Raw genomic sequence first — 23,942 nt, forward strand, 5'->3', positions numbered from 1 at the left:
CAATGGCTGGACGCGGACAGGCACGAACGCGGCGAAAGCCGCCGGATCGGGGCGTGAAAGCGTCCGTCCTGTCCCGGAAGAACGCTCCCCTCGCCCAAAATCGCCGCCAATGGAGCGCCGTGAGGCGACGCGCTTTCGGACAACATCATCGCTTCGCACGCGATGCCGGAAGCGAAACTCTATCCCATGCGCCTTACGGCGCTCCATGCCCCCCAGTATGACGGGGCAAAACGACAGCTCACCTCGCGCGAGGCGCGAGAACGATGATGCGTGCGTGAATGAAGGTGGCTGTTTGAAAATTGAATCGGGAATGAAGCGGGGGTGATCGTCAGCCCGTCACGAAATCGATCAGCAGCTTCACGTTGAGCGCGATCACCACTGCCGCGATGATCGCAGCAATGAACGAGAGCCAGCGCGGAGCGACGAACGTCCCCATCTTGGCCTTGCTCGCCGTGAACAGCACCAGCGGCACGATGGCGAAAGGCAATTGCAGGCTCAGCACCACCTGACTGAGAATGAGCAACTGTGCGGTGCCCTTCTCGCCGTACCAGATGGTCACGATCGCCGCCGGCACGATGGCGATCATGCGCGTCACCAGCCTCCGGAGCCACGGCGCGATCTTGATGTTGATGAACCCTTCCATCACGATCTGGCCGGACAGCGTGGCCGTAACGGTCGAGTTCAACCCGCAGCACAACAGCGCGATGCCGAACAGCGTCGGCGCGATCGACGATCCGAGCATCGGCGACAGCAGCGTATGGGCCTGATCGAGTTCGGCGACGTCGGTCTTGCCCGCCTTGTGGAAGGTCGCGGCAGCCAGAATGAGGATCGACGCATTGATCAGCAGCGCAAGACACAGCGCGATGGTGGAGTCGATGGTGGCAAGAGTGATCGCTTCCTTCTTCTCCGGGACAGAGTCGCCATAGCCGCGCGTCTGCACCAGACCGGAATGCAAATAAAGATTATGCGGCATCACCGTCGCGCCGAGAATGCCGAGTGCGAGATAAAGCATGTCGCGGTTGGCCACGATATCGACGGTCGGCGCGAAGCCGCGGATCACCTGGCCCCAGTCAGGATCGGCCATCGCGATCTGCACGGCGAAGCACGCCGCGATCACGCCGAGCAATGCGACCACGAAGGCTTCGATCCAGCGAAAGCCAATCGCCTGCAACGCAAGAATAAGGAACACGTCGGCCGCCGTGATCAGCACACCGATTTCGAGCGGAATCCCGAACAGCAGATTGAGACCAATCGCAGTGCCGATGATCTCCGCAAGGTCGGTCGCACTGATGGCGATTTCGGCCAGCAGCCACAGCGGCCAGGATACCCACTTCGGGTAAGCGTCGCGGCAGGCCTGCGCGAGATCGCGGCCCGAGCCGACGCCAAGCCGCGCGCACAGCGCCTGAAGCACGATGGCCATGATGTTGGAGATCAGCGCGACGGCGAGCAGCGCATAACCGAATTTGGAACCACCCGCGAGCGAGGTCGCCCAGTTGCCGGGATCCATGTAGCCGACGGCGACGAGATAACCCGGCCCGAGGAACGCCACCAGCTTGCGCCAGAACGAGCCGCCCTTGGCCACCCGGACAGAGCCGAACATATCCGCCAGGGAGGGCTCGCCACGGGCCGCACGCCATCCTCCCGGCGCAGGCGGGGCGGCAGCCTGGTCAGGCGGCATTGACGGAGATCGTGCATCCATACCGCCAATATGCACAGCGGCATCCCCAGTTGCAAGTGATTTGCAACAGCAAATCTTGACCCAGCGCGAAATGACATCCGGGGATCAATCCCCTCCTGTAAGAAGGTGTTCAAGAAAATGGAGGCAGCGACCGATGGCAAAACTCGAACACCCGCACCCGACAGGACTTTTCCAGAACCCGGCCTATTCCCATGTCGTCGCGGCGTCGGGAACGCGCACGATTTACATCTCCGGGCAAGTCGCGCTGGACGAGAAGGGTGCGATTGTCGGCGCCGGCGATCTTTCGGCGCAGACAACGCAGGTGATGAAGAACATCGGCCTGGCTTTGGCCGCGGCCAATGCGACGTTCTCGGATGTGGCGAAAATCACGACCTATGTAGTCAACTACCGGCCCGAACACCGCGCAATCATCGCAAAGGCGCGAACGCCGTTTTTCGCGAACATGCCGCCACCTGCCAGCACACTCGTCGGCGTGCCGGCTCTCGCCGCTCCGGAATGGTTGATCGAGATCGAGGCCATCGCCGTCACCGGCTGAGACCTTAGGTTGCCCGGTTCAGGTCGTCTCGAAATCGCCCGGCTGCGGCGGAGCGATCGGCGTGAACTGGCAGCGGTCCGGCTTGAGGTCGACAAGCGGCGTGCCGTCGAGACAATCGAGCCCGCGCACCAGAACGGTGTTGCCTTCGATGCCGACAAGTTTCGTCACTGACGTCCCAAGCGGATTGGGACGCACCGGCGATCGCAAGGAAAATGTGCCGTGCGTATTGGTGTCACTCGCCGGACTTTGCAGAACGAGGTCGCGGCGCGACTCGTGCAGCCAGTAGATCACTTCGACCTGTGTAAACCTGTCGAGACCCTTCAGCGCCGGCACCCATGGATCGAAAACCTCGATCTTGCAGATCGGACCGTCGTGTTTGCCCTGACGCGGCGTCATCAGCCTGTCGGTCCATGGCGTCCGGATTTGGCCGATGAACACAAGCCCCGCGTCAGTCGGCGGCGGCGGATTCACAGCGACCTCGCCGTCGCGGATTTCGTTATAGCGGACCATTTTGCTCACCGGCTTCTTGGACGTGGCCGGTAATGTAGCTCTGCTACGGAGGGGAGCAAGCGAGGTTAGCGAGAGCGCCGGCCTGTTGCTCCGGCGCTCTCATCTTATTCGATCACCTTGCCGAACTTGTTCGACTTCGGGAACCCGTGCGCCAGACGGCCCGCATCGGCGCGATTACCCCGCCAATCGGCGAGTTCTTTCGACGTCGAACTCTGGTCGCGCCCCGCCGAGTCCTTCCAGGTCATGCCGTCCTTGGCGGTGAAGGTCATGACGTCGGACAGCTTGCCGCCGCTGTACTTCTGCAACCGCACGCCGCGCCCGCGCGCCATTTCAGGCACCTGCTCAAGTGGGAAAATCACCATCTTGTGGTTGGTGCCGATCACCGCAACGGTATCGCCGCTCACTGTCGCAAGCGCCACCGCCTCGTTCGGCGCTGTCACATTGAGAACCTGCTTGCCCTTGCGGGTATTGGCCACGCAATCGTCTTCGTTGACGACAAAGCCCTGCCCGTCGCCGCTGGCCACGAGGAATTTCCGGCCGCCCTTCTGGACAAACATGGAAACGATATTGGCATCGCCCTCCATATCGATGGTCATGCGGATCGGATCGCCGTGACCACGCCCGCCCGGCAACTTCTGCGCATCGAGCGTGTAGAAACGTCCGTTGCTGGCGAACAGCGTCAGCTTCGAGGTGCTCTCGGCAAAGAATGCAAAGTCGAGACGGTCGTCGGTCTTGAAGGCGAGATTTGAAAGATCCTCGACGTGACCTTTCAGCGTGCGCACCCAGCCCTTCTCGGAAACAACCACGGTGATCGGCTCGCGCTCGATCAGCGCTTCCTCGATGGCGGCGAGATCATGCTCCGGCGCGTCGGCGAATTGCGTGCGCCGCTTGCCGAGCGGGGTTTTGGGGCCGAAGGTGTCGCGCACCTTCTTGACGCCTTCGGCGACCTTCTTCCACTGCTCTTCTTCGGACGCCAGAACGCCCTTGATGCCCTTCAACTCGTTGCGAAGGTCCTTGTCCTCGCCGCGAATTTCCATTTCCTCCAGCTTGCGCAAGTTGCGCAGGCGCATGTTGAGGATGGAGTCGGCCTGAAGATCGGTGAGCTTGAAGGTCTTGATCAGCACCGGCTTTGGCTCATCCTCGGTGCGGATGATCTTGATCACCTTGTCGAGGTTCAGGTAGGCGATCAGGTAGCCGCCCAGCACCTCGAGGCGATGTTCGATCTGGTTCTTGCGATAATTGGAGCGCCGGATCAGCACATCGCGCAGATGGTCGAGCCATTCGCGCAGGCATTCGCCGAGGCCGAGCACCTTGGGAACGCGACCCTTCACCAGCACGTTGAGGTTCAGCGGAATCTTGCTTTCAAGCTCGGTCTGCTTGAACAGCGTTTCCATCAGCACTTCAGGATCGACGTTACGCGACTTCGGCTCGATGACGATGCGCACGTCTTCCGCCGACTCGTCGCGAATGTCGCCGACCAGCAGCAGTTTCTTTTCGTTCAGCAGTTCGGCGATACGTTCGATCAGCCGCGACTTCTGCACCAGCCACGGAATTTCGGTAACGACGATGTTCCAGGTGCCGCGCGCGCCCTCTTCCTGGGCCCACTTCGCGCGCACGCGGAACGAACCGCGCCCGGTCGTATAGGCTTCGGCGATGCTTTCGTGGGAATCGACCACGATGCCGCCGGTCGGGAGATCCGGGCCCTTCACATATTTCAGAAGGCCGCGCGATTTGGTGTTCGGCTTGTCAATCAGATGCAGCGCAGCGTCACAGAGTTCCGCTGCGTTGTGCGGCGGGATCGAGGTCGCCATGCCGACCGCGATGCCCTGAGCGCCGTTGGCGAGCAGGTTCGGGAATGCACCCGGCAGCACGAACGGCTCTTTCGACTGACCGTCGTAGTTGGGGCGGAATTCGACCGCGTCCTCATCAATGCCCTCGAGCAGCAGCCGCGCGACTTCCGTCATGCGCGCTTCGGTGTAGCGATAGGCGGCCGGATTATCGCCGTCGATGTTGCCGAAGTTACCCTGCCCGTCGACCAGCGGATAACGCGACGAGAAATCCTGCGCGAGGCGCACCAGCGCGTCGTAGATCGACTGGTCGCCGTGCGGATGGAACGAGCCCATCACATCGCCGACGATCTTGGCGGACTTCTTGAACGGCGTGCCGGGGTCGAGCCGTAGCAGGCGCATGCCGTAGAGGATACGGCGATGGACCGGCTTCAGGCCGTCGCGTGCGTCCGGCAGCGCACGATGCATGATGGTCGAGAGCGCATAGGCGAGATAGCGCTCTTCGAGCGCCTCGCGGAGTGCGACCTCCTGAACATCCATTGGCTCCGGTGGAATCAGTCTTTTGCCCATGGCAAGGGGTTAACGTCCCCGGGCAAATTGAACAACAAATGAATTAGGCGGACATCACCTGTTCGTAATTGTTCCGCCATAATTTGCCCTGCTACATCATGCGGATAGGTCTGGGTATGGGTCGGCCCGGGCCATCCTGATCAGCCGGTCAGCCGAACAGGCGAGCCGGCAACAGACCCCGGAGGGAACTGGAATGCGTCGTTTTGTTTTGGCGGCTGTGGCCGCGTTGGCGCTCATCGGCGCCGGTTTGTTTGCCGGAAGCCGGGCCGAGGCCATGCCGCTTGCCGGCGGTCTGGCCGGAGTTGCTACCGGGCAGGCTGAAACCGTCGCGGTGGTCTGCAACCCGGTGTGGAACGGCTATGCCTGGGTGCGCACCTGCTATCGGACCGCCCCGCGCTATTACGCGCCGCGCCCCTATTACGGTTATGGCTACGGCGGATATTATCGCCCGCGTGCGCGTTACTATCGCTATTATTGATTTTCGATCTGTCGATAAGCGCAAACGGGCCGGAGCAATCCGGCCCGTTTCGTTTATTCGGCAACAGCCCTCACGCGCGGCCGGATCACCGCCGCAATGAAGCCGTCCCGCGCGTCCGAATGGCCCTGCCCCCGCGGCTCCAGCACATTGCGCAGCAGGAACAACCCGGTCAGCCGGAAGCCGTCCTCGATGTCCTGACCGGACCAGCCGTTGGCCCCGTCATCGCTCTCGCGCAGGAACGGCGGCAACCGCAACAGCCTGTCGCGCCACGGCTCGCCCGCCTGCCGGGAGACCGCCGCGCCCGACTTCGGCGAGACATAAATCAGATCGTTCACCGTGCCGCTCGCGGCGCAGGACGACAGGTCAAGGCCGAAGCCAAGCTCTGTCAGCATCGCCAGCTCGAACTTCACCAGTTGCACGCCCGCCATGCCCGCATCGTCGAAATCGTTGAGGATGGCTTCCAGCATCTCGTAGATATCTTCGTGCGGGTCCCGCTCGGGCAGCAGCCGCACCAGCGACGCCATATGCGTCACCCCGTAGACCGCATGCGGCGATCCGAACATCGTGGCCGCGCGCAACCGCGTGCCCTCGACGGCGTAGTATCCGAGATGCTCGTCGAGCCGCGCACGCCAGACCGCACTCACCGTATTTCCTGGCTGAAGCAGTGGGCTCATCCGTGAACCTGCCCCGCCGCGTACAAGTCCCAGATGACGGCCATGGCTGCGCGTCAGCAGTTCGACGATGGCGCTGGATTCGCCATGCCGCCGCACGCCCAGAACGATGCCTTCGTCAGTCCATTCCATAGCTGAAGCTTACAGGATTCTGGGCTCATCCGCAGCAGCATGGCTGCGGAAAGCGCCGCCTATTCCGGCTGCCGGAACCAATCCTTGGCATCGCCGGTGAATGAGAACGACAGACCGAGCGCCGTCAGCGCTGTCGAAACGATGTCAACGAACGTGCTGAATTGCAGTCCGGTTTCGCCCATCGTCGTGACGATCGACGCCACAGACAGCATCAGCGCCACGACCAGGATCATCCGCGCCCAGCTTTTGCGCCGGTGCGCTGTGAGCCAGACGAGCTGGACAAATCCGAGCGTCATCATGACTGCGATGAAATTGACCGCCAGCTTCGTAGACTCGGTGACGTCATCCGGCATGCGATCCAGAAAGGCAGCAGACAGCACGTCGATCAGCAGCGACAGATACAGCAGCACCTCGAAATAGAAGATGTTGGTCGGCACCTTGACGTCGGGTCCGGTCATCATTCCTTGGGAAACTCCAGCCCCATCTCGCGATAGCGCTCCGGGTCATCGCCCCAGCCGTCGCGCACCTTCACAAACAGAAACAGATGTACCGGCTGGCCAACGATCTCCGCGATCTCCTTGCGGGAATCTGCGCCGATTGCCTTGATCGTCGCGCCGCCCTTGCCGAGCACGATCTTGCGCTGGCTATCGCGCTCAACAAAAATCGTCTGCTCGATCCGCACCGATCCGTCCTTACGATCCTGCCAGGAATCCGTCTCCACAGTCGATTGATACGGCAGTTCCTGATGCAGATGACGGTAGATCTTTTCGCGCGTGATTTCCGCCGCGAGATGCCGCATCGGCGCGTCCGACATCTGGTCTTCGGGATAGTGGAACGGGCCCGGGGGCACGTCTCTGGCCAGAGCGCGGCGCAGATCGTCAACGCCGTCGCTTGATAGCGCCGAAACCATGAAGGTCTGCGTGAATTTCAATCGCTCATTGGCCTTCTGGGCCAGCGCCAGCAGCTTTTCGCGTGGCACCAGATCGATCTTGTTCAGCACCAGAACTTTCGGATGATTGACGGATTCGAGCTTGCTCAGGATCGCGTCAGCTTCGTCATCAATGCCGGCACGCGCATCGATCAGCGCGCAAACCAGGTCGGCGTCATGCGCGCCGCTCCATGCGGTGGACACCATCGCGCGATCGAGGCGGCGCTTGGGGGCGAAGATGCCCGGCGTATCGACAAGAATGATCTGCGCATTGTCTTCGATCACAATACCGCGGATCAGCGCGCGCGTGGTCTGCACCTTCTTCGAGACAATCGTGACCTTCGATCCGACCAGCGCATTGACCAGCGTCGACTTGCCGACATTCGGCGCGCCGATCAGCGCGACGAAGCCGCAGCGCGTCTCGCGGGGTGAATTCTCTTGCAGTTCGTCAGGCATCATTGCCGCCCGTTACGCCTTCCCGTTTCAGCAGCGCTGTCGCCGCAAGCTTCTCCGCGGCACGCTTGCTGCCGCCAATACCTTCCGCCGGAGTCAGTCCCGGCAATTCCACCGCGACGCGAAACTGCGGATCGTGGTGCGGGCCGGTCCGTTCGACCTCACGATAAACCGGCGTCGGCAATCCCTTGCCCTGCGCCCATTCCTGCAAAATCGTTTTCGGATCACGCAGTGGGCGAACGGGCTTGCGCATCCGCTCGGTCCAGTTGCGCTCGACGAATTGCGCCGCCGCCGCATAGCCGCCGTCGAGGAACACGGCGCCGATCACAGCTTCGCAGATATCCCCCAGCACCGAATTCCGCAACCGTGCCCCGGCGCCAGCGCCCACCGATCCGAGCTTGATGGCTTCATCCAGCCCAAGCGACTTGGCGACATCGGCGCAGGCTTCGCGGCGCACCAGATCGGCGAGACGCTTCGACAATTCGCCTTCGTCCGCCTTCGGGAACGCCCGATAGAGCATGTCCGAAACGATCAGGCCCAAAACGTGATCGCCGAGAAACTCCAGCCGCTGATAGCTGTCGCCGCGGCGAGCGGACTTCAGTGCCGAGACATGGGTGAAAGCGGTCGCCAGCAGCGCGGGATCGGCGAACGTGTGCCCGATCCGCTCTTCGATAATCTTGGCGGCGGCCTTTGCGCTCGGCCTGCGTGCTTTTTTCTTCGCAGACTTGATCTCCACGGCGCCAGCGCTCGCGGCGTCGTCTGTATTCGGGGGAGTTTTGGCGACTGCGGGGTCGCCGCTCATCGCACAATGGAGAAAATGCGATTCCAGCGCACCGAAACCGGCCAGCGCCAGAACTGCCAGGCCTGTTCGCCCTCGGCAATGGAGAAGAAGATCATCTGCGCCCGGCCGATCAGATTTTCCGCCGGCACATAACCCACCGCTGACAGGACACGGCTGTCGGTGGAGTTGTCACGGTTGTCGCCCATCATGAAGAAGTGTCCGGGCGGCACCGTGTAGACGTTGGTGTTGTCGTAGAAACCGTTATCAACGCAATCGAGCGACTTGTAGCTAACGCCGTTCGGCAGCGTTTCCTTCCACTGCTTGACGCGCGCCGTGGCATCCGAGCCGCACGGATCTTCGCCAACAAAGTCCGGAAGCCGTTCACGCTCCACCGGCTTGTCGTTGATGTAGAGAAGCCCTTCCTTCATCTGGATGCGGTCGCCCGGCAATCCGATGACGCGCTTGATGTAGTCGGTGGTGTCGTCCTTCGGCAGACGGAACACGACGATGTCGCCGCGGGCGGGATCGGAGCCGAAAATGCGGCCGGAGAAGAGCCGTGGCGACAGCGGGATCGAATAGTGGCTGTAGCCGTATGAGTACTTCGAGACGAACAGGTAGTCGCCGACCAGCAGCGTCGCCTTCATCGATCCCGAGGGAATATTGAAAGGCTGAAACAGGAAGGTCCGGATCACCAGCGCAATAATGAGCGCGTGAATGACGACGCGGACGGTCTCGCCGACGCCGCCTTCGGATTTGGCCGGTGTTGTCACGCTCATCTGCTCTTTCGAATCCTGGTTTTTCATGCCTCGGAACTGGACCTTTGTGCCCATCAGAGGCGAAGACGCCGCCCAAATCACCCGCGCGGGTTTTAGACCGTTGTCGCAAGGGGTGCAATCAACGGGCTCATGAAAACTTGCTAATCATCTGACAGTTCAATGAATTTTAGATTTTTGAGCAATTCGGAACCGTGCCCCCAGGAGGCTCAGACCTTGGCGGCCGGGACGGCCGAAATGATGACAAACGCCTGCGCGAGCGGCCAGTCATCGGTAATTGTGAGGTCAATCCGCGCCTCATGCCCCGGGGGAAGCAGGGATTCGAGCCGCGCCAGGGCTCCGCCGGTCAGTTTCATGGTCGGACGGCCGCCCGGCAGGTTGACCACCCCCATGTCCCGCCACCACACCCCGCGCCGGATGCCGGTGCCCAGCGCTTTCGAGCAGGCCTCCTTGGCAGCGAACCGCTTGGCGTAGGTCGCCCAGATCAGTTTGGGCATCTTGGAGCGCCGCTCCGCCTTGGCCCGCTCAGCCTCTGTGAAAATTCGGTCGATAAACCGGTCGCCGTGACGTCCGATCACCTTCTCGATGCGCGTGATGTCGATGATGTCCGACCCGATGCCGATGATCATGATCTCACATGACCCCGGAGCGACTTTCTCCCGCGGTCCATCGCCGCGCGCATATCGCGAACGGTTTGCGGCAGGCCGACGAACATCGCCTCCCCCATCATGAAATGCCCGATGTTGAGTTCGACGATCTCCGGCAGCGCGGAAATGGTTTCCGCCGTGACGTAATCGAGGCCATGCCCGGCATGGACTTCAAGCCCCGCAGACTGCGCAAGCCTGGCCCCGGTGACGATGCGCTGCCATTCGGCTTCGGCTTTTTGTTTTTGCCCCTCGGCCACGGCGTCGCACCACGCGCCGACGTGAATCTCGATTACGGGCGACTTCAGTTTGGCGGCCATTTCGATCTGGGCCGGATCGGCAGCAATGAACAGGGACACGCGAATACCGGCGTCGGTCAGCCGCGCGATGAAAGGACCAAGCGCATCGCGCTGGCCCACCACATCCAGCCCGCCCTCAGTCGTCACTTCCGTGCGCCGTTCCGGCACGAGGCACGCCGCATGCGGCTTTGTCGCGAGCGCGATTTGCAGCATCTCGGCCGTTGCAGCCATTTCAAAGTTCAGCGGCTTGGAGATTTCGGCCTTCAGCCGCGCCATGTCGTCATCGCGGATATGGCGGCGATCCTCGCGCAGATGCGCGGTGATGCCGTCCGCGCCCGCCTCGATCGCGAGTAGCGCAGCGCGTACCGGATCCGGCGTGCGTCCGCCGCGCGCGTTGCGCAGGGTCGCGACGTGATCGACATTGACCCCGAGACGAAGCGGCGGAATTGCGGGCATGGAAAACCTGAAGTGATGCGGTTAGCCGTTGATGCGGTCGACGCTGGCGACGACCGCCTTGGCGCGAAGCTGAGCGATAATACCGTTCAAATGCTTCAGGTCATAGACCTCAAGATCGATGGTGAGCTCTGTGAAATCAGGAGAGCGGCGGCTCATGCTGATGTTGTCGATGTTGCCGTCATGTTCCGCAATCACCGACGCGACTTGCGCAAGACTGCCCGGCTCGTTGACGTTCTGCACGTGCAGCCGCGCCGGAAAGCGCCGCGGCGTTGCTTCGTCGGTGTCCCACCGGACGTCGAGCCATCGTTCCGGCTCCTCCTCGAAATCCTTCAGTGCGGGCGACTGGATCGGATAGATCGTAATGCCCTCACCCGGCGTCACGATGCCGACGATCCGGTCGCCCGGCACGGCGCCGCCGTTCGGCGCGAACTTCACCGGCAGATCGCTATTGATGCCGCGGATCGGAATTGCATTCGACGCCTTTGCGTCGCCTGACGGTTTGGGCTTGGCGCCCGCGGTTTTCTTGCCGCTGAGGCGCGCCTCTTCCTTGTAGTCAGGATACATCGCGCGCGCGACGTCCGACGCCTTCATCTCACCGCGTCCCACCGCCGCCATCACGTCGTCGATGGATGACCGCGCAAGGCGCGGAAGCGCGCCCTTCAGCTTGTCGTCGGCGTAGACGATCTTGGCTCGCATAAACAGGCGCTCGACAATACGCCGGCCGAGACCCGCATACTGATCGCGCACGGCGGTGCGGGTGGCGCGGCGGATCGCGGCCTTGGCTTTGCCGGTGACCGCGAGAGATTCCCATGCCGTCGGCGGCGCCGACTGCGCCTGCGACGTGAGGACTTCCACTTCGTCGCCGTTCTGCAATTCCGACGACAGCGGCGCGAACTTGCCGTTGATCTTGCAGCCGACGGCGCTGTTGCCGACATCGGTGTGCACTGCGTAGGCGAAGTCGATCACATTGGCATGACGCGGCAGCGCGATCAGCTTTCCCTTCGGCGTGAAGCAGAACACCTGATCGTGGAATAGCTCCATCTTGGTGTGTTCAAGGAATTCTTCCGGGTTGGCGCTTTCCGACAGAACCTCGACGGTGTGGCGCAGCCACGCGAACGCGTTCGACTCCAGCTTGAGCCGCTCGGTGGGAGAGCCGACGCCATCCTTGTAGATGGCGTGAGCCGCGATACCGTACTCGTTGACCCGATTCATCTCCTCGGTGCGGATTTGCAGTTCGACGCGCTGTTTGCCGGGACCGATCACCGTGGTGTGGATCGAACGATAATCATTCTGCTTGGGCGTCGAGATGTAATCCTTGAACCGTCCGGGCACCACCGGCCACGTCGTATGCACGATGCCGACGGTGCGATAGACTTCCGCGATGCTGTTGACGATGATGCGGAATCCGAAGATGTCGGACAACTGTTCGAAGCCGACGGATTTGCGCTCCATCTTCATCCAGATCGAGAACGGCTGCTTGCGCCGCCCCTTCACGTGCGCATTCACGCCGTTCTTGGCGAGCTTGGCGGAAAGCTGGGCTTCAATTTCGCCGATCAGATTGCGGTCGCGCTCTTCAAGCGCATCCAGGCGCTGCACCACGACGGCGTGCGCCTCGGGATCGATCACCTTGAACGCGAGGTCTTCCAGCTCCTCGCGCATTTCCTGCATACCCATGCGGCCGGCGAGCGGCGCATAGATGTCGAGGGTCTCTTCCGCAATCCTGTGCCGCGACGCCGGCGGCACGAATTCCAGCGTGCGCATGTTGTGCAAGCGGTCAGCGAGCTTGATGAGCAACACGCGCACGTCGTCGGCGATCGCCAGCAGCAGCTTACGCAGGTTCTCGGCCTGCTTCGCTTCGCGCGACACCAGTTCGAGCCGCTTCAGCTTGGTCAGCCCATCCACCAGCGCACCGATTTCGGAGCCGAACATCTGGTCGATCTCGGCGCGGGTCGATTCGGTATCTTCGATGGTGTCGTGAAGCAGCGCCGCGACAATTGTGGCGTCGTCCAGCTTCAGGTTGGTGAGGATCGCGGCGACCTCAAGAGGATGCGAAAAGTACGGGTCGCCCGAGGCGCGCTTCTGCTCGCCATGAGCCATCATGGCGTAGACATAGGCCCGGTTGAGCAGGTCTTCGTCGGTGTTCGGATTATAGGCGCGGACCCGGTCCACCAGGTCGTACTGGCGCATCATTTTGGTCCGGACGGGCTTTTTGGCCGGCAGCGGCGGGGGCTCAGCCGGGGCCGTCGCCGCCGCTTCGGTCGCCGCTTGCATTTGGGGCTGATTTCGCCGCCAGATCGCCATTCTGCTTGCCTGCCTTATTGGCGGCCCTCGAAAAGGAACCGCCATTCACAATATCGCCCGCTCGCCGATAATCGCAAGGAAGACACTAAAAATATCAATAAATGCAAAGGCCCGGACAATCTGCCCGGGCCTTTGGGAAAAACAGTGAAGAACGCTGGAAAGCCGGTCCGATGGACGACCTTATTCGTCTTCCTCGGGCTGCTCCTCAGGCGGAGCAAGGCCTTCCAGACCCTTCAAAAGCTCTTCTTCCGTCATGCGCTCGACGGCCACTTCGGTGTCGTCGGCGTCAACGGAGGCGCCGGCGGAGCCGATCAGCGGCACAGTATCGGGTTCCGGCTCGTCCACTTCGACGAATTTCTGCAGGGAATGGACCAGTTCTTCCCGCAAATCCTCGGGAGAAATGGTCGTATCAGCGATTTCACGTAGCGAAACCACTGGATTCTTGTCATTATCCCGGTCGATGGTCAGGGGCGACCCTGAGGAAATCATCCGCGCACGGTGTGCGGCCAGCAATACGAGGTCGAACCGGTTGTCGACCTTATCGATACAATCTTCAACAGTGACGCGCGCCATCGGCTGCCGCTCCGGGTCTGGATCTAAGAATATGTCGCTATGCGCGCTAGGTATAGCGACCAGCGCCTTTTCGCAAGCATGTTTTTCGGATTGGTCCGTAAATCGCCGTTGCCGGAAGGGCCCCGCCAGAGCATAGCTGAGGGTCAAATAGTCCCATGGACAAGAAATCGCTTCATTGCTTCATCACGGTGTACGGCGATCTGCGCCGCTGCTTCAGCCGCGCGGAATATTTGCGTCCTTTATCCTCTCTAAACCTTCTAGCGAATAACAACTGAATTGAATGGGAATGCGCGGTGATGGATACGCGCCAAGAATACATGCGATAACAACGATGCGAGTAAAAACTGATGCCTTCTGCCACGAACAAGATCGCGCTGTTTATTGACGGTGCAAACCTTTACGCAACAGCGAAGACCCTTGGTTTCGACATAGATTATAAGCGGCTGCTCCTTGAATTTCAGAGTCGTGGCACTCTCGTTCGGGCATTCTACTACACGGCCATCATCGAGGATCAGGAATACTCGTCGATCCGTCCGCTGATCGATTGGCTCGATTATAATGGCTATACGGTCGTGACCAAGGCAACGAAGGAATTCATCGACGCCTCCGGACGCCGCAAGGTCAAGGGCAACATGGACATCGAACTTGCCGTCGATGCCATGGAGCTCGCTGAAAACATCGACCAGATGGTGCTGTTCTCTGGCGACGGCGATTTCCGCTCGCTGGTCGAGGCCGTGCAGCGCCGCGGCGTTCGCGTGACGGTCGTTTCCACAATCGCCAGCCAGCCCCCGATGATCGCAGACGAATTGCGCCGCCAGGCGGATGTCTTTACTGATCTGGTCCAGCTACAAGCAAAGCTTGGCCGCGACCCGAGCGAGCGCCCTGCTCCTCGCGAACCGCGCGAACCTCGTCAGCACACGCCGCAATTCCTGCAGCGGGCGACGACCAGCTCAATGGCGCCAAGGGGCGATGACGAATTCGACGATTGAGCAGAAAACCAAGGAGAGCCGGCGCAGCAGCGCCGGCCCTTCCTCTTCTGTTTCAGGGCAGTCGAACGAACCCGGCCCGGATTGCCCGCTCTGCCCCCGCCTGAAAGACTATCGTGAAGCCAACCGCGCGCAGCACCCGCATTGGTTTAACGCACCCGTTTACTCTTTTGGACCAATCGACGCACAGCTTCTGATCGTAGGGCTCGCGCCCGGTCTTCAGGGTGCCAACCGCACGGGACGGCCCTTTACAGGGGATTTTGCTGGCGACCTTCTTTACGCGACGCTGCTCGATACCGGTTTTGCGCAGGGTTCATATGAGGCGCGCCCCGACGATGGGCTGACGCTCATGGATTGCCGCATCACCAATGCGGTGCGCTGCGTGCCGCCGCAGAACAAACCCCTGCCTGCTGAAATCAAGACCTGCCGCCCATTCTTCAATGCAACGCTGGACGAGATGCCGCGCCTGCGTGCGGTCGTCATGCTGGGCCGTGTGGCACATGATACGACGTTGAAGACGCTCGGCGTTCGCGCAGCGGATGCGCCCTTCGCCCACGGCGCGCAGCATCAGACTGGCTCTCTTCGGCTGTTCGACAGCTACCACTGCTCCCGCTACAACACGAACACAGGCGTTCTCACGCCCCAGATGTTCAGGGCGGTGTTTGCCAGCGTGCAGAACTATCTGGGCTAGCGCGGATTGGCCTGCAGCCAGGCCAGCACATCACCCGCATTCCGGTCCGGCGGAAACACCGGATAGAACACGTGAGTGATCGTCGCGTCGTCGACGATCATCGCAAGCCGCTTGATCAGCGTCAGTCCGGCGACGTCCATCGACGGCAGCTTGAGCGCGCGGGTCAACTCAAGATCGCTATCCGACAGAACCTGAAACGGCACATGCAGCCGCTCGACCATGTCGCGCTGATAGGCACTGTCCTGCGTGGAAACCCCGAACACGTGCTGGGCGCCCGCATCTTTCAGATCCTTGAACAGATCGCGGAAGGCACACGTCTGCGGCGTGCAGCCGCGCGCGCCGGGGATCATGTCCCAGTCATCGACGAGGCTGATCTTGCCGGGCTCTCCCGTGCGCGGATAGGCGAACAGCACCACCCGCCCCGGCAGCGATGCCAGCTTGACCGATGATCCATCGGTGGCCGGCAACACAATGGGCGGCATTTTCATGCCGATCAGGTGCTTCGCCGCGCCGTCGTCGACAGGCGCCGGGATCTTGCTCCAGTCCACATCCATCAAGTTCGGCTGATTCATCGCAGTATCCTTTGCATCCTGGAAGCTGAGCTATCCGAGAACATTAGCCCTTTCGGCGTTAACCCCGTGCTCTCAGCAAGCGGCCCTTCTCGCGCGCCCAGTCACGCTTCTTCTCGGTGTCGCGTTTATCGTGCAGCTTCTTGCCCTTCGCGAGAGCCAGTTGAAGCTTCACCTTGCCGTGCTCGTTGAAATACATCTTCAGCGGAATGAGCGTCATTCCCTCGCGCTCGATCGCACCGATCAGCTTGTTGATCTGCTTCTTGTGCAGCAGCAGCTTGCGGTCCCGCTTCGGTTCATGGTTGAAGCGGTTGGCTTGCAGATATTCCGGGATGTTGGCGTTGACGAGCCAGATTTCGCCGTCCTTGGAATCCGCATAGGACTCCGCAATCGTGGTCTTGCCGTTACGCGTCGACTTGACCTCGGTGCCGGTCAGCACGATGCCCGCCTCGACGGTGTCCTCGATGGCGTAATTGAACCGCGCCTTGCGGTTCTCGGCGATGACCTTGATCGTGGGTTCTTTTTTCTCGGCCATCAGGTGCCTCGGTGCGCATACACGCGAAAAATACGGCTCGCGTGAACACGCAATCCTTCAGTACGGCTGACGGCGCTGAGAGCTTGCCCCGTCAGAATGTCTGCTGGTGACAAATAGTGATCTATTTCGCTTTCAGAAGATCGCGGATTTCGGTGAGCAGCTGCTGGTCCTTGCTCATGGCCGCAGGTTCGGGCGCCGCTTCCTGCTTCGCCTTCAACTGGTTCATCAGACGGATTACCAGAAACAGGACGAATGCGACGATAATGAAGTTCAGCGTCAACGTGAGGAAACTGCCCCATGCCAGCACCGCGCCCTGTTTCTTGGCGTCAGCCAGGTTGGTTGCCGTGACCGACTTGGACAGGCCAGTGAAGTAATTCGAGAAATCGAGCCCGCCGGTCACCGCGCCGATGATCGGCATGATGATGTCCGCCACCAGAGAGTTAACGATGGCTCCGAACGCCGCGCCGATGATGACGCCGACCGCGAGATCGACGACATTGCCTTTCAGGGCAAATTTCTTGAACTCCTCAAGCATCGGCTCATTCCCTTTCCAAGATCGTCAGTTGAGCAATCCGGCATACACCATCGCGTCGTGAATGACCTTGCCGGTCGGCGGCGTCACCGGCACCAGCGGCAGGCGCACCTCTTCCTGCACGCGGCCCAGCAGCTTGAGGCCATGCTTGGCGCCCGCAAGACCCGGCTCCTTGAAGATTGCGTCGTGCAGCGGTGTCAGCCGGTCCTGGATCTTGAGCGCGGCCGCATAGTCTCCCTTCAACACGGCGACCATCAGGTCGGCGCACTGTTTGGGCGCCACGTTGGCGACGACGGAAATGCAGCCGTGCCCGCCCGCCGCCATATAGGCGAGCGCGGTCATGTCCTCACCCGAGAGCTGGATGAAGTCCGGCCCCATGGCGTGGCGCTGCTGCGACACGCGTGCGAGATTGGCGGTGGCATCCTTCACGCCGGCGATGTTCTTCAGTTCAAACAGCCTTGTCATGGTCTCGACCGACAGATCGACGACCGAACGCGGCGGAATGTTGTAGATGATAATCGGAATTCCGATCGCGTCGTTCACCGCCTTGAAGTGATGATACATCCCCTCCTGCGTCGGCTTGTTGTAGTAGGGCGTCACCACCAGCACGGCATCGGCGCCCGCCTTCTCGGCGTGCTTCGCCAGAGCCACAGCTTCCCGCGTCGAGTTCGAGCCGGCGCCGGCGATAACCGGAACGCGCCCCTTCGCCTCCGCGACGCACCACTCGGTGACCTTGTTGTGCTCTTCGTGGCTCAGGGTCGGGCTTTCACCGGTGGTTCCAACCGGAACCAGACCGTGCGATCCCTGCTCGATCTGCCAGTTCACGAGCGCGCGCAGCCCGCCCTCGTCCAATGCACCGTTTTTGAACGGCGTAACCAAGGCGGTAAGGGACCCCCTGAAATTCGTCTTGGTTGCCATTGCTCTGTCTCCGAACGCTTCGCACGCTGCGATTAATGATTGATACCGAGTCCGGGAACGCGATGAAAGTCCCGGACAATACGGACCGCCCCGGAGCCAGGAACGCCCCGTATCAGCCGCTATTTTGCCGCGGTGTTGCGGCATTGTGCCTGTTCTAACACATTTGGTGTTTTGTCCACATATTCAATGAACTACACCTGAAGGCGAAGGTCTTGAATGATTCGCCGCATAGGCCGCCCGTGATGCCATTTGCTCCTTCATCTGCGGGATCAGCCCGGCCGTTGCGCTGGAGTGCTGCACTCCTCGGCGCTGGCGCGATTGCGCTGGTTTCATATGCCGCGTCCGCCGTTCCGCTGCCGAAGCCCCGGCCGATCTCCCGCCAGGCGCCGCAGACCGCACCGGCAAAACCGGATCAGCAAAAGGCCCCGGCTTCCGCAACAGCCACGCCGGCCGCGCCTGCGCCGAAAGCTCTGGCCGCGCGCCCTGCCCCGGCCCGAAAGCCGTCGGTGGCGCTGGCGCTGTCGAGCACATCGTCCACGTCAAAGGCCGACATGGATACGCTCGAGCAGATCATTGAACTCGTACGTAAACGGAAGCCGGCCGATGCCACGCAGCTTCAGGCTTCGCTCTCCGATCCTGTTGCGCGCAAGCTTTCCGAATGGCTGATCCTGCGCAGCGACGACAATGGTGCGCCTGTCGAACGTTATCGCGACTTCATTGCGGAAAATCCGAGCTGGCCCAGCGTGACGTTCCTGCGCCGCCGCGGCGAAGCAGCCTTGTGGGACGACAAGCGCGACGATTCCACCGTCCTGGCGTTCTTCAATGGCGAACAGCCGATCTCCGCCAAGGGCCGGTTCATGCTCGCCCGCGCGCTGCTGGCCCGCGGCGATCGCGCAAGTGCCGAACGGCTGGTGCGCGAAGCGTGGCGCGGCGATCCATTCTCGTCTGACACCGAAGACACCGCGTTTGAGCGGTTCGGCACGCTGCTGACTCCCGGCGACATCAAGATCCGGATGGATATGCTGCTGTATAGCGGCGACAACGCGGAAGCCGCGTTGCGCTCCGCCAGACGGCTCGGCAGCGGCCATATTGCGCTGGCAAAGGCGCGTATCGCCCTCAACAAAAAGGCCTCGAATGCGAAGGCCCTGCTCGATGCGGTACCAAGCGACCTGCACAACGACCCGCTGTATCTTTTCAGCAAGGCACAATGGCTGCGGCGCGAGGACAAATTCCAGGAAGCCGCACGTGCCATGCAGGCAGCGCCCCGCGATCCGGCACGGCTGGTGAATGCAGACGAGTGGTGGATCGAACGGCGTCTGCTGGCGCGCAAACTGCTCGACACCAATGAGCCTCGCCTCGCCTATGCTGTCGCACGCGATGCATCGCTGCCCGCGCGCGATATTTACAAAACGGAATCGGAATTCACCGCCGGCTGGATCGCACTGAGGTTCCTCAACGATCCGAATCTCGCAGCCCAGCATTTTGCGCGCATCGGGGTCGGCAGCGTCAATCCGACGGCGCTGGCCCGCGCCGGTTACTGGCAGGGCCGCGCGGCGGAAGCCGCCGGGCGCCCGCAGGAGGCGCGCAACGCCTATGAATCAGCCGCGGCGCAATCGACCAGCTATTACGGCCAGCTCGCCCGCGCGAAGCTTGGGCTGCCGCAGATCGCTCTGAACGGCGTGCCCGGCCGTTCGCGTGGCGGAGAGCGGCTGGAGGTCGTTCGTGCCGTCGAGCTTCTTTACGCCCTGGATGAGCGCGAGATCGCCATCCCCATCCTCGCCGATATGGGCGAGCGCGCCGACATGGACGGCCTGCTCGCGCTTTGCGAACTGACCCAGCGTCACAACGACGCGCGAGGCATGCTACTCGTCGGCAAGGCTGCGTTGAACCGCGGCATGCCGTTTGACCATTACGCCTATCCGGTGATCGGAATCCCGCCCTACAAGGATTTCGGGCCTGAGGTTGAGAAGGCGATCGTTTACGCCATCGCCCGGCAGGAAAGCGCGTTCAATCCCTCTGTGGTGTCACCAGCGCAGGCTTATGGCCTGATGCAGGTCACGCCGGCAGCCGGCAAATACGTCGCCAAACGGCACGGCGCGACATTCGATCTCGCCAGGCTGAAAACCGATTCCGCCTACAATGCGGCGTTTGGCGCCGCCGAACTCGGCGGCTTGATCGAAGATTATCGCGGCTCCTACATCATGACCTTCGCCGGCTACAATGCCGGGCGTGGCAGCGTGCGCAAATGGATCGAGCGTTACGGCGATCCCCGCGATCCCAAGGTGGACGCAGTGGATTGGGTCGAGCAGATTCCGTTCTCCGAAACCCGCAATTACGTTCAGCGCATCATGGAGAACCTGCAGGTTTACCGCGCACGGTTTGGCGGCGGCAGCAAGCTGCTGATCGAGGCGGACCTGCGCCGCGGCGCGGGGCCGGAATGATTGAGGCGTAATTGCCCGCAGTTCTCTGCCGGATTCATCACCGGGCTTGACCCGGTGACCCATCTCAAGAAAACTTTCGGCCCAATAGACCGCCAGCCTCCGGTGGCTTGGCTGCATCACGCCTGTTCGTAAGGAACATTATGTCCGCACAATTTCGCGACGTCTTTTGCCAGTCAGCCGACGGGCTGAAACTCCATGCCAAGGTCATCGGCCCCGATAACAGCGCGGCATTGCCTGTGTTTTGCGTGCCGGGCCTGACACGCACCACCGACGACTTCAATGAGATCGCGATCGCTCTGGCCACCAATCCCGGGACACCACGCAAGGTGGTGGCCATCGATCTGCGCGGACGGGGCCTGTCGGACTACGATCCGGACCCCGCCAAGTACTCGGTCCCTGTCGAACTGGGTGACGTGCTGACCATGGCGACCTCGCTGGGGATATCGCGCACGATCATGCTCGGCACATCCCGTGGCGGCCTGATCTCCATGGCGCTGGCGGCGGCACAGCCCCAATTGCTGGCCGGCGTGATTCTGAACGATATCGGCCCGGAGCTCGATATCCGCGGTCTGATGAAGATCAAGGGGTACCTCGCCTCTCCACCTCCCGTAACGACTTGGGATGAAGGCGCGCGCGGCATGAGAGACCTGTTCGGCGGCGTGTTTCCCTCGCTCACCGACGCCGACTGGATGGCGTGGGCGCGCCGCGCGTTCCGGGAGAAAGCCGGCGGCGGACTGGAGCGCACCTACGATCTCAACATCGCGCGCACGCTGGATGGTCTCGACCCGGCAAGTCCGTTGCCGCAGGTTTGGGAGCTGTTCGACAAACTCGCCGGCATTCCACTGATGCTGATCCATGGTGAACTGTCGGACCTGCTTTCACCTCAGGGGGTGCAGGATATGATCACCCGGCGGCCGGACATCGATCTGGTCAAGGTGGCCGACCAGGGTCATGCCCCCCTGCTGGCGGATAAGCCAACGATGGATCGCATCATCGCGTTCTGCGCCCGATGTGATGGGGCATAACGGCCCGCGCCTTCACAACAGAAGTCTTTCATAACCCTCGCGCCGGCCCGGCGAAGGCCGGGACCCATACGCGCTGAGTTCTTGGTTGTGGGAGATGCTGGAGCGATCCTGCCGCCTTCACGGCGTCGGGTGGTTATGGGTCCCCGCTTTCGCGGGGATGACACAGGTAGTTCTGGCAAGCACTCAGTCATCGCCTCTCGTTCGGGAAAGAAGATTGCACGACAAAAAACCCCCGGCAGTTTCCTGCCGGGGGTTCTTTTAGTTCAGGTAACAATCGCCGTTAGGCGGTTGCTATTACCAGGTGCGGCGAACGCGGAGGCTGCCGGAGTAGATGCCCTGGTCCTTGTAGTCGTACACGCCGGCTGGCTTGAAGCCGCCGATGGTGTTCGCGGTGGTCACGTTGACCGATCCCGTGTTGCTCTGGTCGATCATGGTGTACATGAATTCGCCCGAGAACGTCAGGTTCTGGACAGGAGTCCAGGCGGTACGAGTGCCAACCTGCCAGATCGCGAAGTCAGGGTTACAGGTGTAACCGTTGATCTGATTGACTGCACCCGCTGCGGCCGTGCGAGCGTTGCAGATCGCAACCGAGGCGTTGGTGTTGTAGTCAACCTTGGTGTAGCTGCCGAACACGCTGGTTTCCCAGTTCGGGGTCCAGTTGTGCACGTAACCACCGCGGAAGCCCCAAACCTTGGTCTTCTCGATGCCGCCGCCGTTGGCGTAAACACCATCGTACAGGTTAACAGCTGCGAACGACTGGTAGCTGCCAGCGAAGTTGGTGTCGCCGCTGAACTTGTCGAAGGTGTTGGCGGTAACGCCGCCGATCACGTACTTCGGAGCGCCGTCCGAGTAGGTGAAGTCCAACGAGATCTTGTCGCCAGGACCCGTCGGAAGCTGCTTCAACTGCAGACCGCCAGCGATGGCCCAGCCCCAGGCATCGCCCGGATGACCGAGCTGCTCGTTGCCGAGAGCGCCACCTGCGGTGGAGTAGTAGTTAGCCGAGACGTTGTGCACAGCACCCGACAACTGAGCGGTGAACGCCGCCTGGTCGAGGCGGATGTTACCGACGAAGTCAGGAGCGTGCTGACCGCCGGTGCCGTTCTGGGTCGCGGCGAGCGTGCCGTTGCCAAGATAGGCCATAGCAGCAGCACCCTGAGCTGCACCGAGAGTGCCGCTTGCGTTCAGCACCGGAGCGCGGGTGATGACCTTGTTGTCTTCGACCGAGACTTCAGCCGACAGGCCATTACCGAACTGCCAGGTGTAGGCAGCCTTGGTGATGCCGGTCAGGTTGTCCGAACCGCCGAGGAGGAACGAGGTGTTGTTGTTCGCACCAACCGAAGCCCAAGGGGTCTGGAAGGTCGAAGCGGCCTTACCGAAGGTGAAGCCGGCGAACTGGATGAAGCCGTAGTCCATCGTCAGGTTGCCCGACGACGGGCCGAAGCCGGTCGAATGCTCGAAGTTGCTCGACCAGTAGGTACGAACAACGCCGTATTCGGTGGCGGTGCGGGTGTCGATGTTCAGCTGAACGCGCGAACGGGTGGTGAAGTAGTCCGAGTTACGGCTGCCCGTACCGAACACGCCAGCACCAGCGGTGCCTGCGGTTTCATCCCACGCTGGCTTGTTGTAGTTGCCGGCGTTGATGTTGGCGTCAGCCTGGACGTAGCCGCCCAGCTTGATGCAGGTGTCGGTGCCGGGGATGTAGTAGAAACCGGCGCCGTAAAGGGAGCAGATCTTCACGTACTGAACGGCTTTCGCCTTGACGGGAAGATCGGCTGCCTGTGCTCCAGCGGATGCTGCGATAACCGCAGCCGATCCGAGGATAAGGCTCTTAATGGTGCTCATAAAACCTCCAAGTTTTGCTCTCTAGGGAAGGTTCCAGGCCGGTGGTGTAAGTCACACCACATGGTAGGTTCCCTTGATCCCCGCTAACCGCCCGGTCGCCTCGCGCTTTCGGACACTCCCGCTGAACGCGAGCGACTTAAGCGAAACTCCCAAACGGGACGACCTCGGGATGCCCCCCTCCGTCGCTTCAATGACCATTGCCCAACAGTCGTAATCACGCAACAAAGGACCGCCTTGAAACGGTGCTGTTCCGGCCGTTTTTAGGGAGGTGTTGCACAAATAGCACGCAAAATCCCCCATGGAACATCTGTAAGCGGCTGGAAACGTTGTATTTTTGCGGTTGCCCCAAAATGTTCCGCTGGAACGCGGATGTGGCAGCGCAAACGGCGCTAGCGCCCCTTGAGGCTGTGAACTCGTCGAATCGCTGACACAAAAACAGTCAGCCCTGCCCGCCTCTGTCGCCCGCGAAATCCAGCAAAATGGGCGGCCGTGAGATCCGTGTTCCCTCACATTTTAGGCTGCCACAGCGTATTTGGCGGCCTTCGGCCGGCTCGGAACCGCGTTGAGAAAACCGAAGACATTATAGAGTGAGAGAAAGGAGCGGCCCGAACGGATCTGATTGGGGCCAAACCGGGGAAAATTCCTCAGCGACTTGCGGCGCGTGACCGCGTAAGGCATATCGAGCCTGTGGAGACGTGGCCGAGCGGCTGAAGGCACTCGTTTGCTAAATGAGCATACCTTGAAAAGGGTATCGAGGGTTCGAATCCCTCCGTCTCCGCCACCCACATTCAAATCATCGACGTCACCAGATGA

At 61.4% G+C, this 23,942-nt stretch carries 23 protein-coding genes and 1 tRNA gene; 7 read left to right on the forward strand and 17 right to left on the reverse strand.

Features of this window, described 5'->3' with window-relative positions; all coding sequences use genetic code 11:
- Positions 1–328 precede the first annotated feature (328 nt).
- Complete coding sequence (locus tag AC1RM7_RS04885; protein WP_024918846.1) at positions 329–1,699, reverse strand: Nramp family divalent metal transporter; 1,371 nt, start codon at positions 1,697–1,699, stop codon at positions 329–331.
- A gap of 133 nt (positions 1,700–1,832) precedes the next feature.
- Here AC1RM7_RS04885 and AC1RM7_RS04890 point away from each other — a divergent pair, with 133 nt between their 5' ends.
- Positions 1,833–2,234 carry a RidA family protein gene (locus AC1RM7_RS04890; RefSeq protein ID WP_006020874.1) on the forward strand — a complete coding sequence of 134 codons (402 nt, stop codon included), beginning with the start codon at positions 1,833–1,835 and terminating at the stop codon, positions 2,232–2,234.
- An 18-nt stretch (positions 2,235–2,252) separates the two neighbouring features.
- On the opposite strand, the gene tsaA is transcribed toward AC1RM7_RS04890, so the two are convergent.
- Both tsaA and parC read right to left on the reverse strand, forming a co-directional pair.
- On the reverse strand, positions 2,253–2,744 hold the full coding sequence (gene tsaA / locus AC1RM7_RS04895; protein WP_024918847.1) for a tRNA (N6-threonylcarbamoyladenosine(37)-N6)-methyltransferase TrmO: 492 nt from the start codon (positions 2,742–2,744) through the stop codon (positions 2,253–2,255).
- A gap of 104 nt (positions 2,745–2,848) precedes the next feature.
- Positions 2,849–5,101 carry a DNA topoisomerase IV subunit A gene (gene parC, locus AC1RM7_RS04900; RefSeq protein WP_492838724.1) on the reverse strand — a complete coding sequence of 751 codons (2,253 nt, stop codon included), beginning with the start codon at positions 5,099–5,101 and terminating at the stop codon, positions 2,849–2,851.
- Between the two features lie 193 nt (positions 5,102–5,294).
- On the opposite strand from parC, the gene AC1RM7_RS04905 reads away from it, so the two are divergent.
- Positions 5,295–5,579: a hypothetical protein gene (locus AC1RM7_RS04905; protein WP_006020877.1), complete on the forward strand. Its 285-nt coding sequence runs from the start codon at positions 5,295–5,297 to the stop codon at positions 5,577–5,579.
- Between the two features lie 53 nt (positions 5,580–5,632).
- On the opposite strand, the gene recO is transcribed toward AC1RM7_RS04905, so the two are convergent.
- The 9 genes from recO to rpoZ all read right to left on the reverse strand — a co-directional run bounded on the left by recO (position 5,633) and on the right by rpoZ (position 13,590).
- Positions 5,633–6,382: a DNA repair protein RecO gene (gene recO / locus AC1RM7_RS04910; protein ID WP_024918849.1), complete on the reverse strand. Its 750-nt coding sequence runs from the start codon at positions 6,380–6,382 to the stop codon at positions 5,633–5,635.
- Between the two features lie 59 nt (positions 6,383–6,441).
- Positions 6,442–6,840, reverse strand: a complete 399-nt coding sequence (locus AC1RM7_RS04915; protein WP_034461153.1) for a hypothetical protein — start codon at positions 6,838–6,840, stop codon at positions 6,442–6,444.
- On the reverse strand, positions 6,840–7,766 hold the full coding sequence (gene era / locus AC1RM7_RS04920; RefSeq protein WP_024918850.1) for a GTPase Era: 927 nt from the start codon (positions 7,764–7,766) through the stop codon (positions 6,840–6,842). The genes AC1RM7_RS04915 and era overlap by 1 nt, the downstream gene beginning before the upstream one ends.
- On the reverse strand, positions 7,759–8,565 hold the full coding sequence (gene rnc / locus AC1RM7_RS04925; RefSeq protein ID WP_024918851.1) for a ribonuclease III: 807 nt from the start codon (positions 8,563–8,565) through the stop codon (positions 7,759–7,761). Before rnc ends, era begins: the two co-directional genes overlap by 8 nt.
- Positions 8,562–9,320, reverse strand: a complete 759-nt coding sequence (gene lepB / locus AC1RM7_RS04930) for a signal peptidase I (protein WP_024918852.1) — start codon at positions 9,318–9,320, stop codon at positions 8,562–8,564. Before lepB ends, rnc begins: the two co-directional genes overlap by 4 nt.
- Positions 9,321–9,526: 206 nt before the next feature.
- A complete protein-coding gene (acpS, locus tag AC1RM7_RS04935) occupies positions 9,527–9,946 on the reverse strand; it encodes a holo-ACP synthase (RefSeq protein WP_024918853.1) in 420 nt (139 codons plus the stop codon).
- Complete coding sequence (locus tag AC1RM7_RS04940; RefSeq protein ID WP_024918854.1) at positions 9,943–10,716, reverse strand: pyridoxine 5'-phosphate synthase; 774 nt, start codon at positions 10,714–10,716, stop codon at positions 9,943–9,945. Before AC1RM7_RS04940 ends, acpS begins: the two co-directional genes overlap by 4 nt.
- A gap of 21 nt (positions 10,717–10,737) precedes the next feature.
- Positions 10,738–12,987, reverse strand: coding sequence for a RelA/SpoT family protein (locus AC1RM7_RS04945; protein ID WP_034461129.1), 2,250 nt, complete (start codon positions 12,985–12,987; stop codon positions 10,738–10,740).
- Between the two features lie 210 nt (positions 12,988–13,197).
- Positions 13,198–13,590 (reverse strand): DNA-directed RNA polymerase subunit omega, encoded by a 393-nt coding sequence (rpoZ, locus tag AC1RM7_RS04950; RefSeq protein ID WP_006020886.1) that lies wholly within the window; start codon positions 13,588–13,590, stop codon positions 13,198–13,200.
- 347 nt (positions 13,591–13,937) lie between these two features.
- Between rpoZ and AC1RM7_RS04955 the strand changes: the two genes are divergently transcribed.
- Positions 13,938–14,579, forward strand: a complete 642-nt coding sequence (locus AC1RM7_RS04955; protein WP_006020887.1) for a LabA-like NYN domain-containing protein — start codon at positions 13,938–13,940, stop codon at positions 14,577–14,579.
- On the forward strand, positions 14,560–15,267 hold the full coding sequence (locus AC1RM7_RS04960) for a uracil-DNA glycosylase (protein ID WP_006020888.1): 708 nt from the start codon (positions 14,560–14,562) through the stop codon (positions 15,265–15,267). Before AC1RM7_RS04955 ends, AC1RM7_RS04960 begins: the two co-directional genes overlap by 20 nt.
- On the opposite strand, the gene AC1RM7_RS04965 is transcribed toward AC1RM7_RS04960, so the two are convergent.
- The 4 genes from AC1RM7_RS04965 to dapA all read right to left on the reverse strand — a co-directional run bounded on the left by AC1RM7_RS04965 (position 15,264) and on the right by dapA (position 17,821).
- On the reverse strand, positions 15,264–15,839 hold the full coding sequence (locus AC1RM7_RS04965; protein ID WP_024918856.1) for a peroxiredoxin: 576 nt from the start codon (positions 15,837–15,839) through the stop codon (positions 15,264–15,266). The genes AC1RM7_RS04960 and AC1RM7_RS04965 overlap by 4 nt on opposite strands.
- A gap of 58 nt (positions 15,840–15,897) precedes the next feature.
- Complete coding sequence (gene smpB / locus AC1RM7_RS04970; protein WP_024575150.1) at positions 15,898–16,371, reverse strand: SsrA-binding protein SmpB; 474 nt, start codon at positions 16,369–16,371, stop codon at positions 15,898–15,900.
- 121 nt (positions 16,372–16,492) lie between these two features.
- On the reverse strand, positions 16,493–16,906 hold the full coding sequence (mscL, locus tag AC1RM7_RS04975) for a large conductance mechanosensitive channel protein MscL (protein ID WP_006020891.1): 414 nt from the start codon (positions 16,904–16,906) through the stop codon (positions 16,493–16,495).
- Positions 16,907–16,930: 24 nt separating this feature from the next.
- The gene (gene dapA / locus AC1RM7_RS04980) at positions 16,931–17,821 is read right to left on the reverse strand and encodes a 4-hydroxy-tetrahydrodipicolinate synthase (protein ID WP_492838726.1); all 891 of its coding nucleotides are present in this window, start codon (positions 17,819–17,821) and stop codon (positions 16,931–16,933) included.
- A gap of 242 nt (positions 17,822–18,063) precedes the next feature.
- Between dapA and AC1RM7_RS04985 the strand changes: the two genes are divergently transcribed.
- A complete protein-coding gene (locus tag AC1RM7_RS04985; RefSeq protein WP_024918857.1) occupies positions 18,064–20,262 on the forward strand; it encodes a transglycosylase SLT domain-containing protein in 2,199 nt (732 codons plus the stop codon).
- A 140-nt stretch (positions 20,263–20,402) separates the two neighbouring features.
- The gene (locus tag AC1RM7_RS04990) at positions 20,403–21,287 is read left to right on the forward strand and encodes an alpha/beta fold hydrolase (protein ID WP_024918858.1); all 885 of its coding nucleotides are present in this window, start codon (positions 20,403–20,405) and stop codon (positions 21,285–21,287) included.
- 294 nt (positions 21,288–21,581) lie between these two features.
- On the opposite strand, the gene AC1RM7_RS04995 is transcribed toward AC1RM7_RS04990, so the two are convergent.
- Positions 21,582–23,129 carry a porin gene (locus AC1RM7_RS04995; RefSeq protein WP_024918859.1) on the reverse strand — a complete coding sequence of 516 codons (1,548 nt, stop codon included), beginning with the start codon at positions 23,127–23,129 and terminating at the stop codon, positions 21,582–21,584.
- 689 nt (positions 23,130–23,818) lie between these two features.
- On the opposite strand from AC1RM7_RS04995, the gene AC1RM7_RS05000 reads away from it, so the two are divergent.
- Positions 23,819–23,910 (forward strand) — tRNA-Ser (locus AC1RM7_RS05000).
- Positions 23,911–23,942 lie beyond the last annotated feature (32 nt).

The sequence above is a fragment of the Afipia sp. GW822-FHT03D08 genome (assembly GCF_058801645.1).

Excerpts from the sequence above, each read along its gene's own strand:
- tsaA (WP_024918847.1), bottom strand. The coding sequence starts at position 2,744 with ATGGTCCGCTATAACGAAATCCGCGACGGCGAGGTCGCTGTGAATCCG.
- era (WP_024918850.1), bottom strand. The coding sequence starts at position 7,766 with ATGCCTGACGAACTGCAAGAGAATTCACCCCGCGAGACGCGCTGCGGC.
- recO (WP_024918849.1), bottom strand. The coding sequence starts at position 6,382 with ATGGAATGGACTGACGAAGGCATCGTTCTGGGCGTGCGGCGGCATGGC.
- dapA (WP_492838726.1), bottom strand. The coding sequence starts at position 17,821 with ATGGCAACCAAGACGAATTTCAGGGGGTCCCTTACCGCCTTGGTTACG.
- acpS (WP_024918853.1), bottom strand. The coding sequence starts at position 9,946 with ATGATCATCGGCATCGGGTCGGACATCATCGACATCACGCGCATCGAG.
- AC1RM7_RS04940 (WP_024918854.1), bottom strand. The coding sequence starts at position 10,716 with ATGCCCGCAATTCCGCCGCTTCGTCTCGGGGTCAATGTCGATCACGTC.
- AC1RM7_RS04955 (WP_006020887.1), top strand. The coding sequence starts at position 13,938 with ATGCCTTCTGCCACGAACAAGATCGCGCTGTTTATTGACGGTGCAAAC.
- smpB (WP_024575150.1), bottom strand. The coding sequence starts at position 16,371 with ATGGCCGAGAAAAAAGAACCCACGATCAAGGTCATCGCCGAGAACCGC.
- AC1RM7_RS04960 (WP_006020888.1), top strand. The coding sequence starts at position 14,560 with ATGACGAATTCGACGATTGAGCAGAAAACCAAGGAGAGCCGGCGCAGC.
- AC1RM7_RS04965 (WP_024918856.1), bottom strand. The coding sequence starts at position 15,839 with ATGAATCAGCCGAACTTGATGGATGTGGACTGGAGCAAGATCCCGGCG.
- AC1RM7_RS04885 (WP_024918846.1), bottom strand. The coding sequence starts at position 1,699 with ATGGATGCACGATCTCCGTCAATGCCGCCTGACCAGGCTGCCGCCCCG.
- AC1RM7_RS04985 (WP_024918857.1), top strand. The coding sequence starts at position 18,064 with ATGCCATTTGCTCCTTCATCTGCGGGATCAGCCCGGCCGTTGCGCTGG.
- AC1RM7_RS04890 (WP_006020874.1), top strand. The coding sequence starts at position 1,833 with ATGGCAAAACTCGAACACCCGCACCCGACAGGACTTTTCCAGAACCCG.
- lepB (WP_024918852.1), bottom strand. The coding sequence starts at position 9,320 with ATGAGCGTGACAACACCGGCCAAATCCGAAGGCGGCGTCGGCGAGACC.
- mscL (WP_006020891.1), bottom strand. The coding sequence starts at position 16,906 with ATGCTTGAGGAGTTCAAGAAATTTGCCCTGAAAGGCAATGTCGTCGAT.
- AC1RM7_RS04945 (WP_034461129.1), bottom strand. The coding sequence starts at position 12,987 with ATGCAAGCGGCGACCGAAGCGGCGGCGACGGCCCCGGCTGAGCCCCCG.
- AC1RM7_RS04915 (WP_034461153.1), bottom strand. The coding sequence starts at position 6,840 with ATGACCGGACCCGACGTCAAGGTGCCGACCAACATCTTCTATTTCGAG.
- rpoZ (WP_006020886.1), bottom strand. The coding sequence starts at position 13,590 with ATGGCGCGCGTCACTGTTGAAGATTGTATCGATAAGGTCGACAACCGG.
- AC1RM7_RS04995 (WP_024918859.1), bottom strand. The coding sequence starts at position 23,129 with ATGAGCACCATTAAGAGCCTTATCCTCGGATCGGCTGCGGTTATCGCA.
- rnc (WP_024918851.1), bottom strand. The coding sequence starts at position 8,565 with ATGAGCGGCGACCCCGCAGTCGCCAAAACTCCCCCGAATACAGACGAC.
- AC1RM7_RS04905 (WP_006020877.1), top strand. The coding sequence starts at position 5,295 with ATGCGTCGTTTTGTTTTGGCGGCTGTGGCCGCGTTGGCGCTCATCGGC.
- parC (WP_492838724.1), bottom strand. The coding sequence starts at position 5,101 with ATGGGCAAAAGACTGATTCCACCGGAGCCAATGGATGTTCAGGAGGTC.
- AC1RM7_RS04990 (WP_024918858.1), top strand. The coding sequence starts at position 20,403 with ATGTCCGCACAATTTCGCGACGTCTTTTGCCAGTCAGCCGACGGGCTG.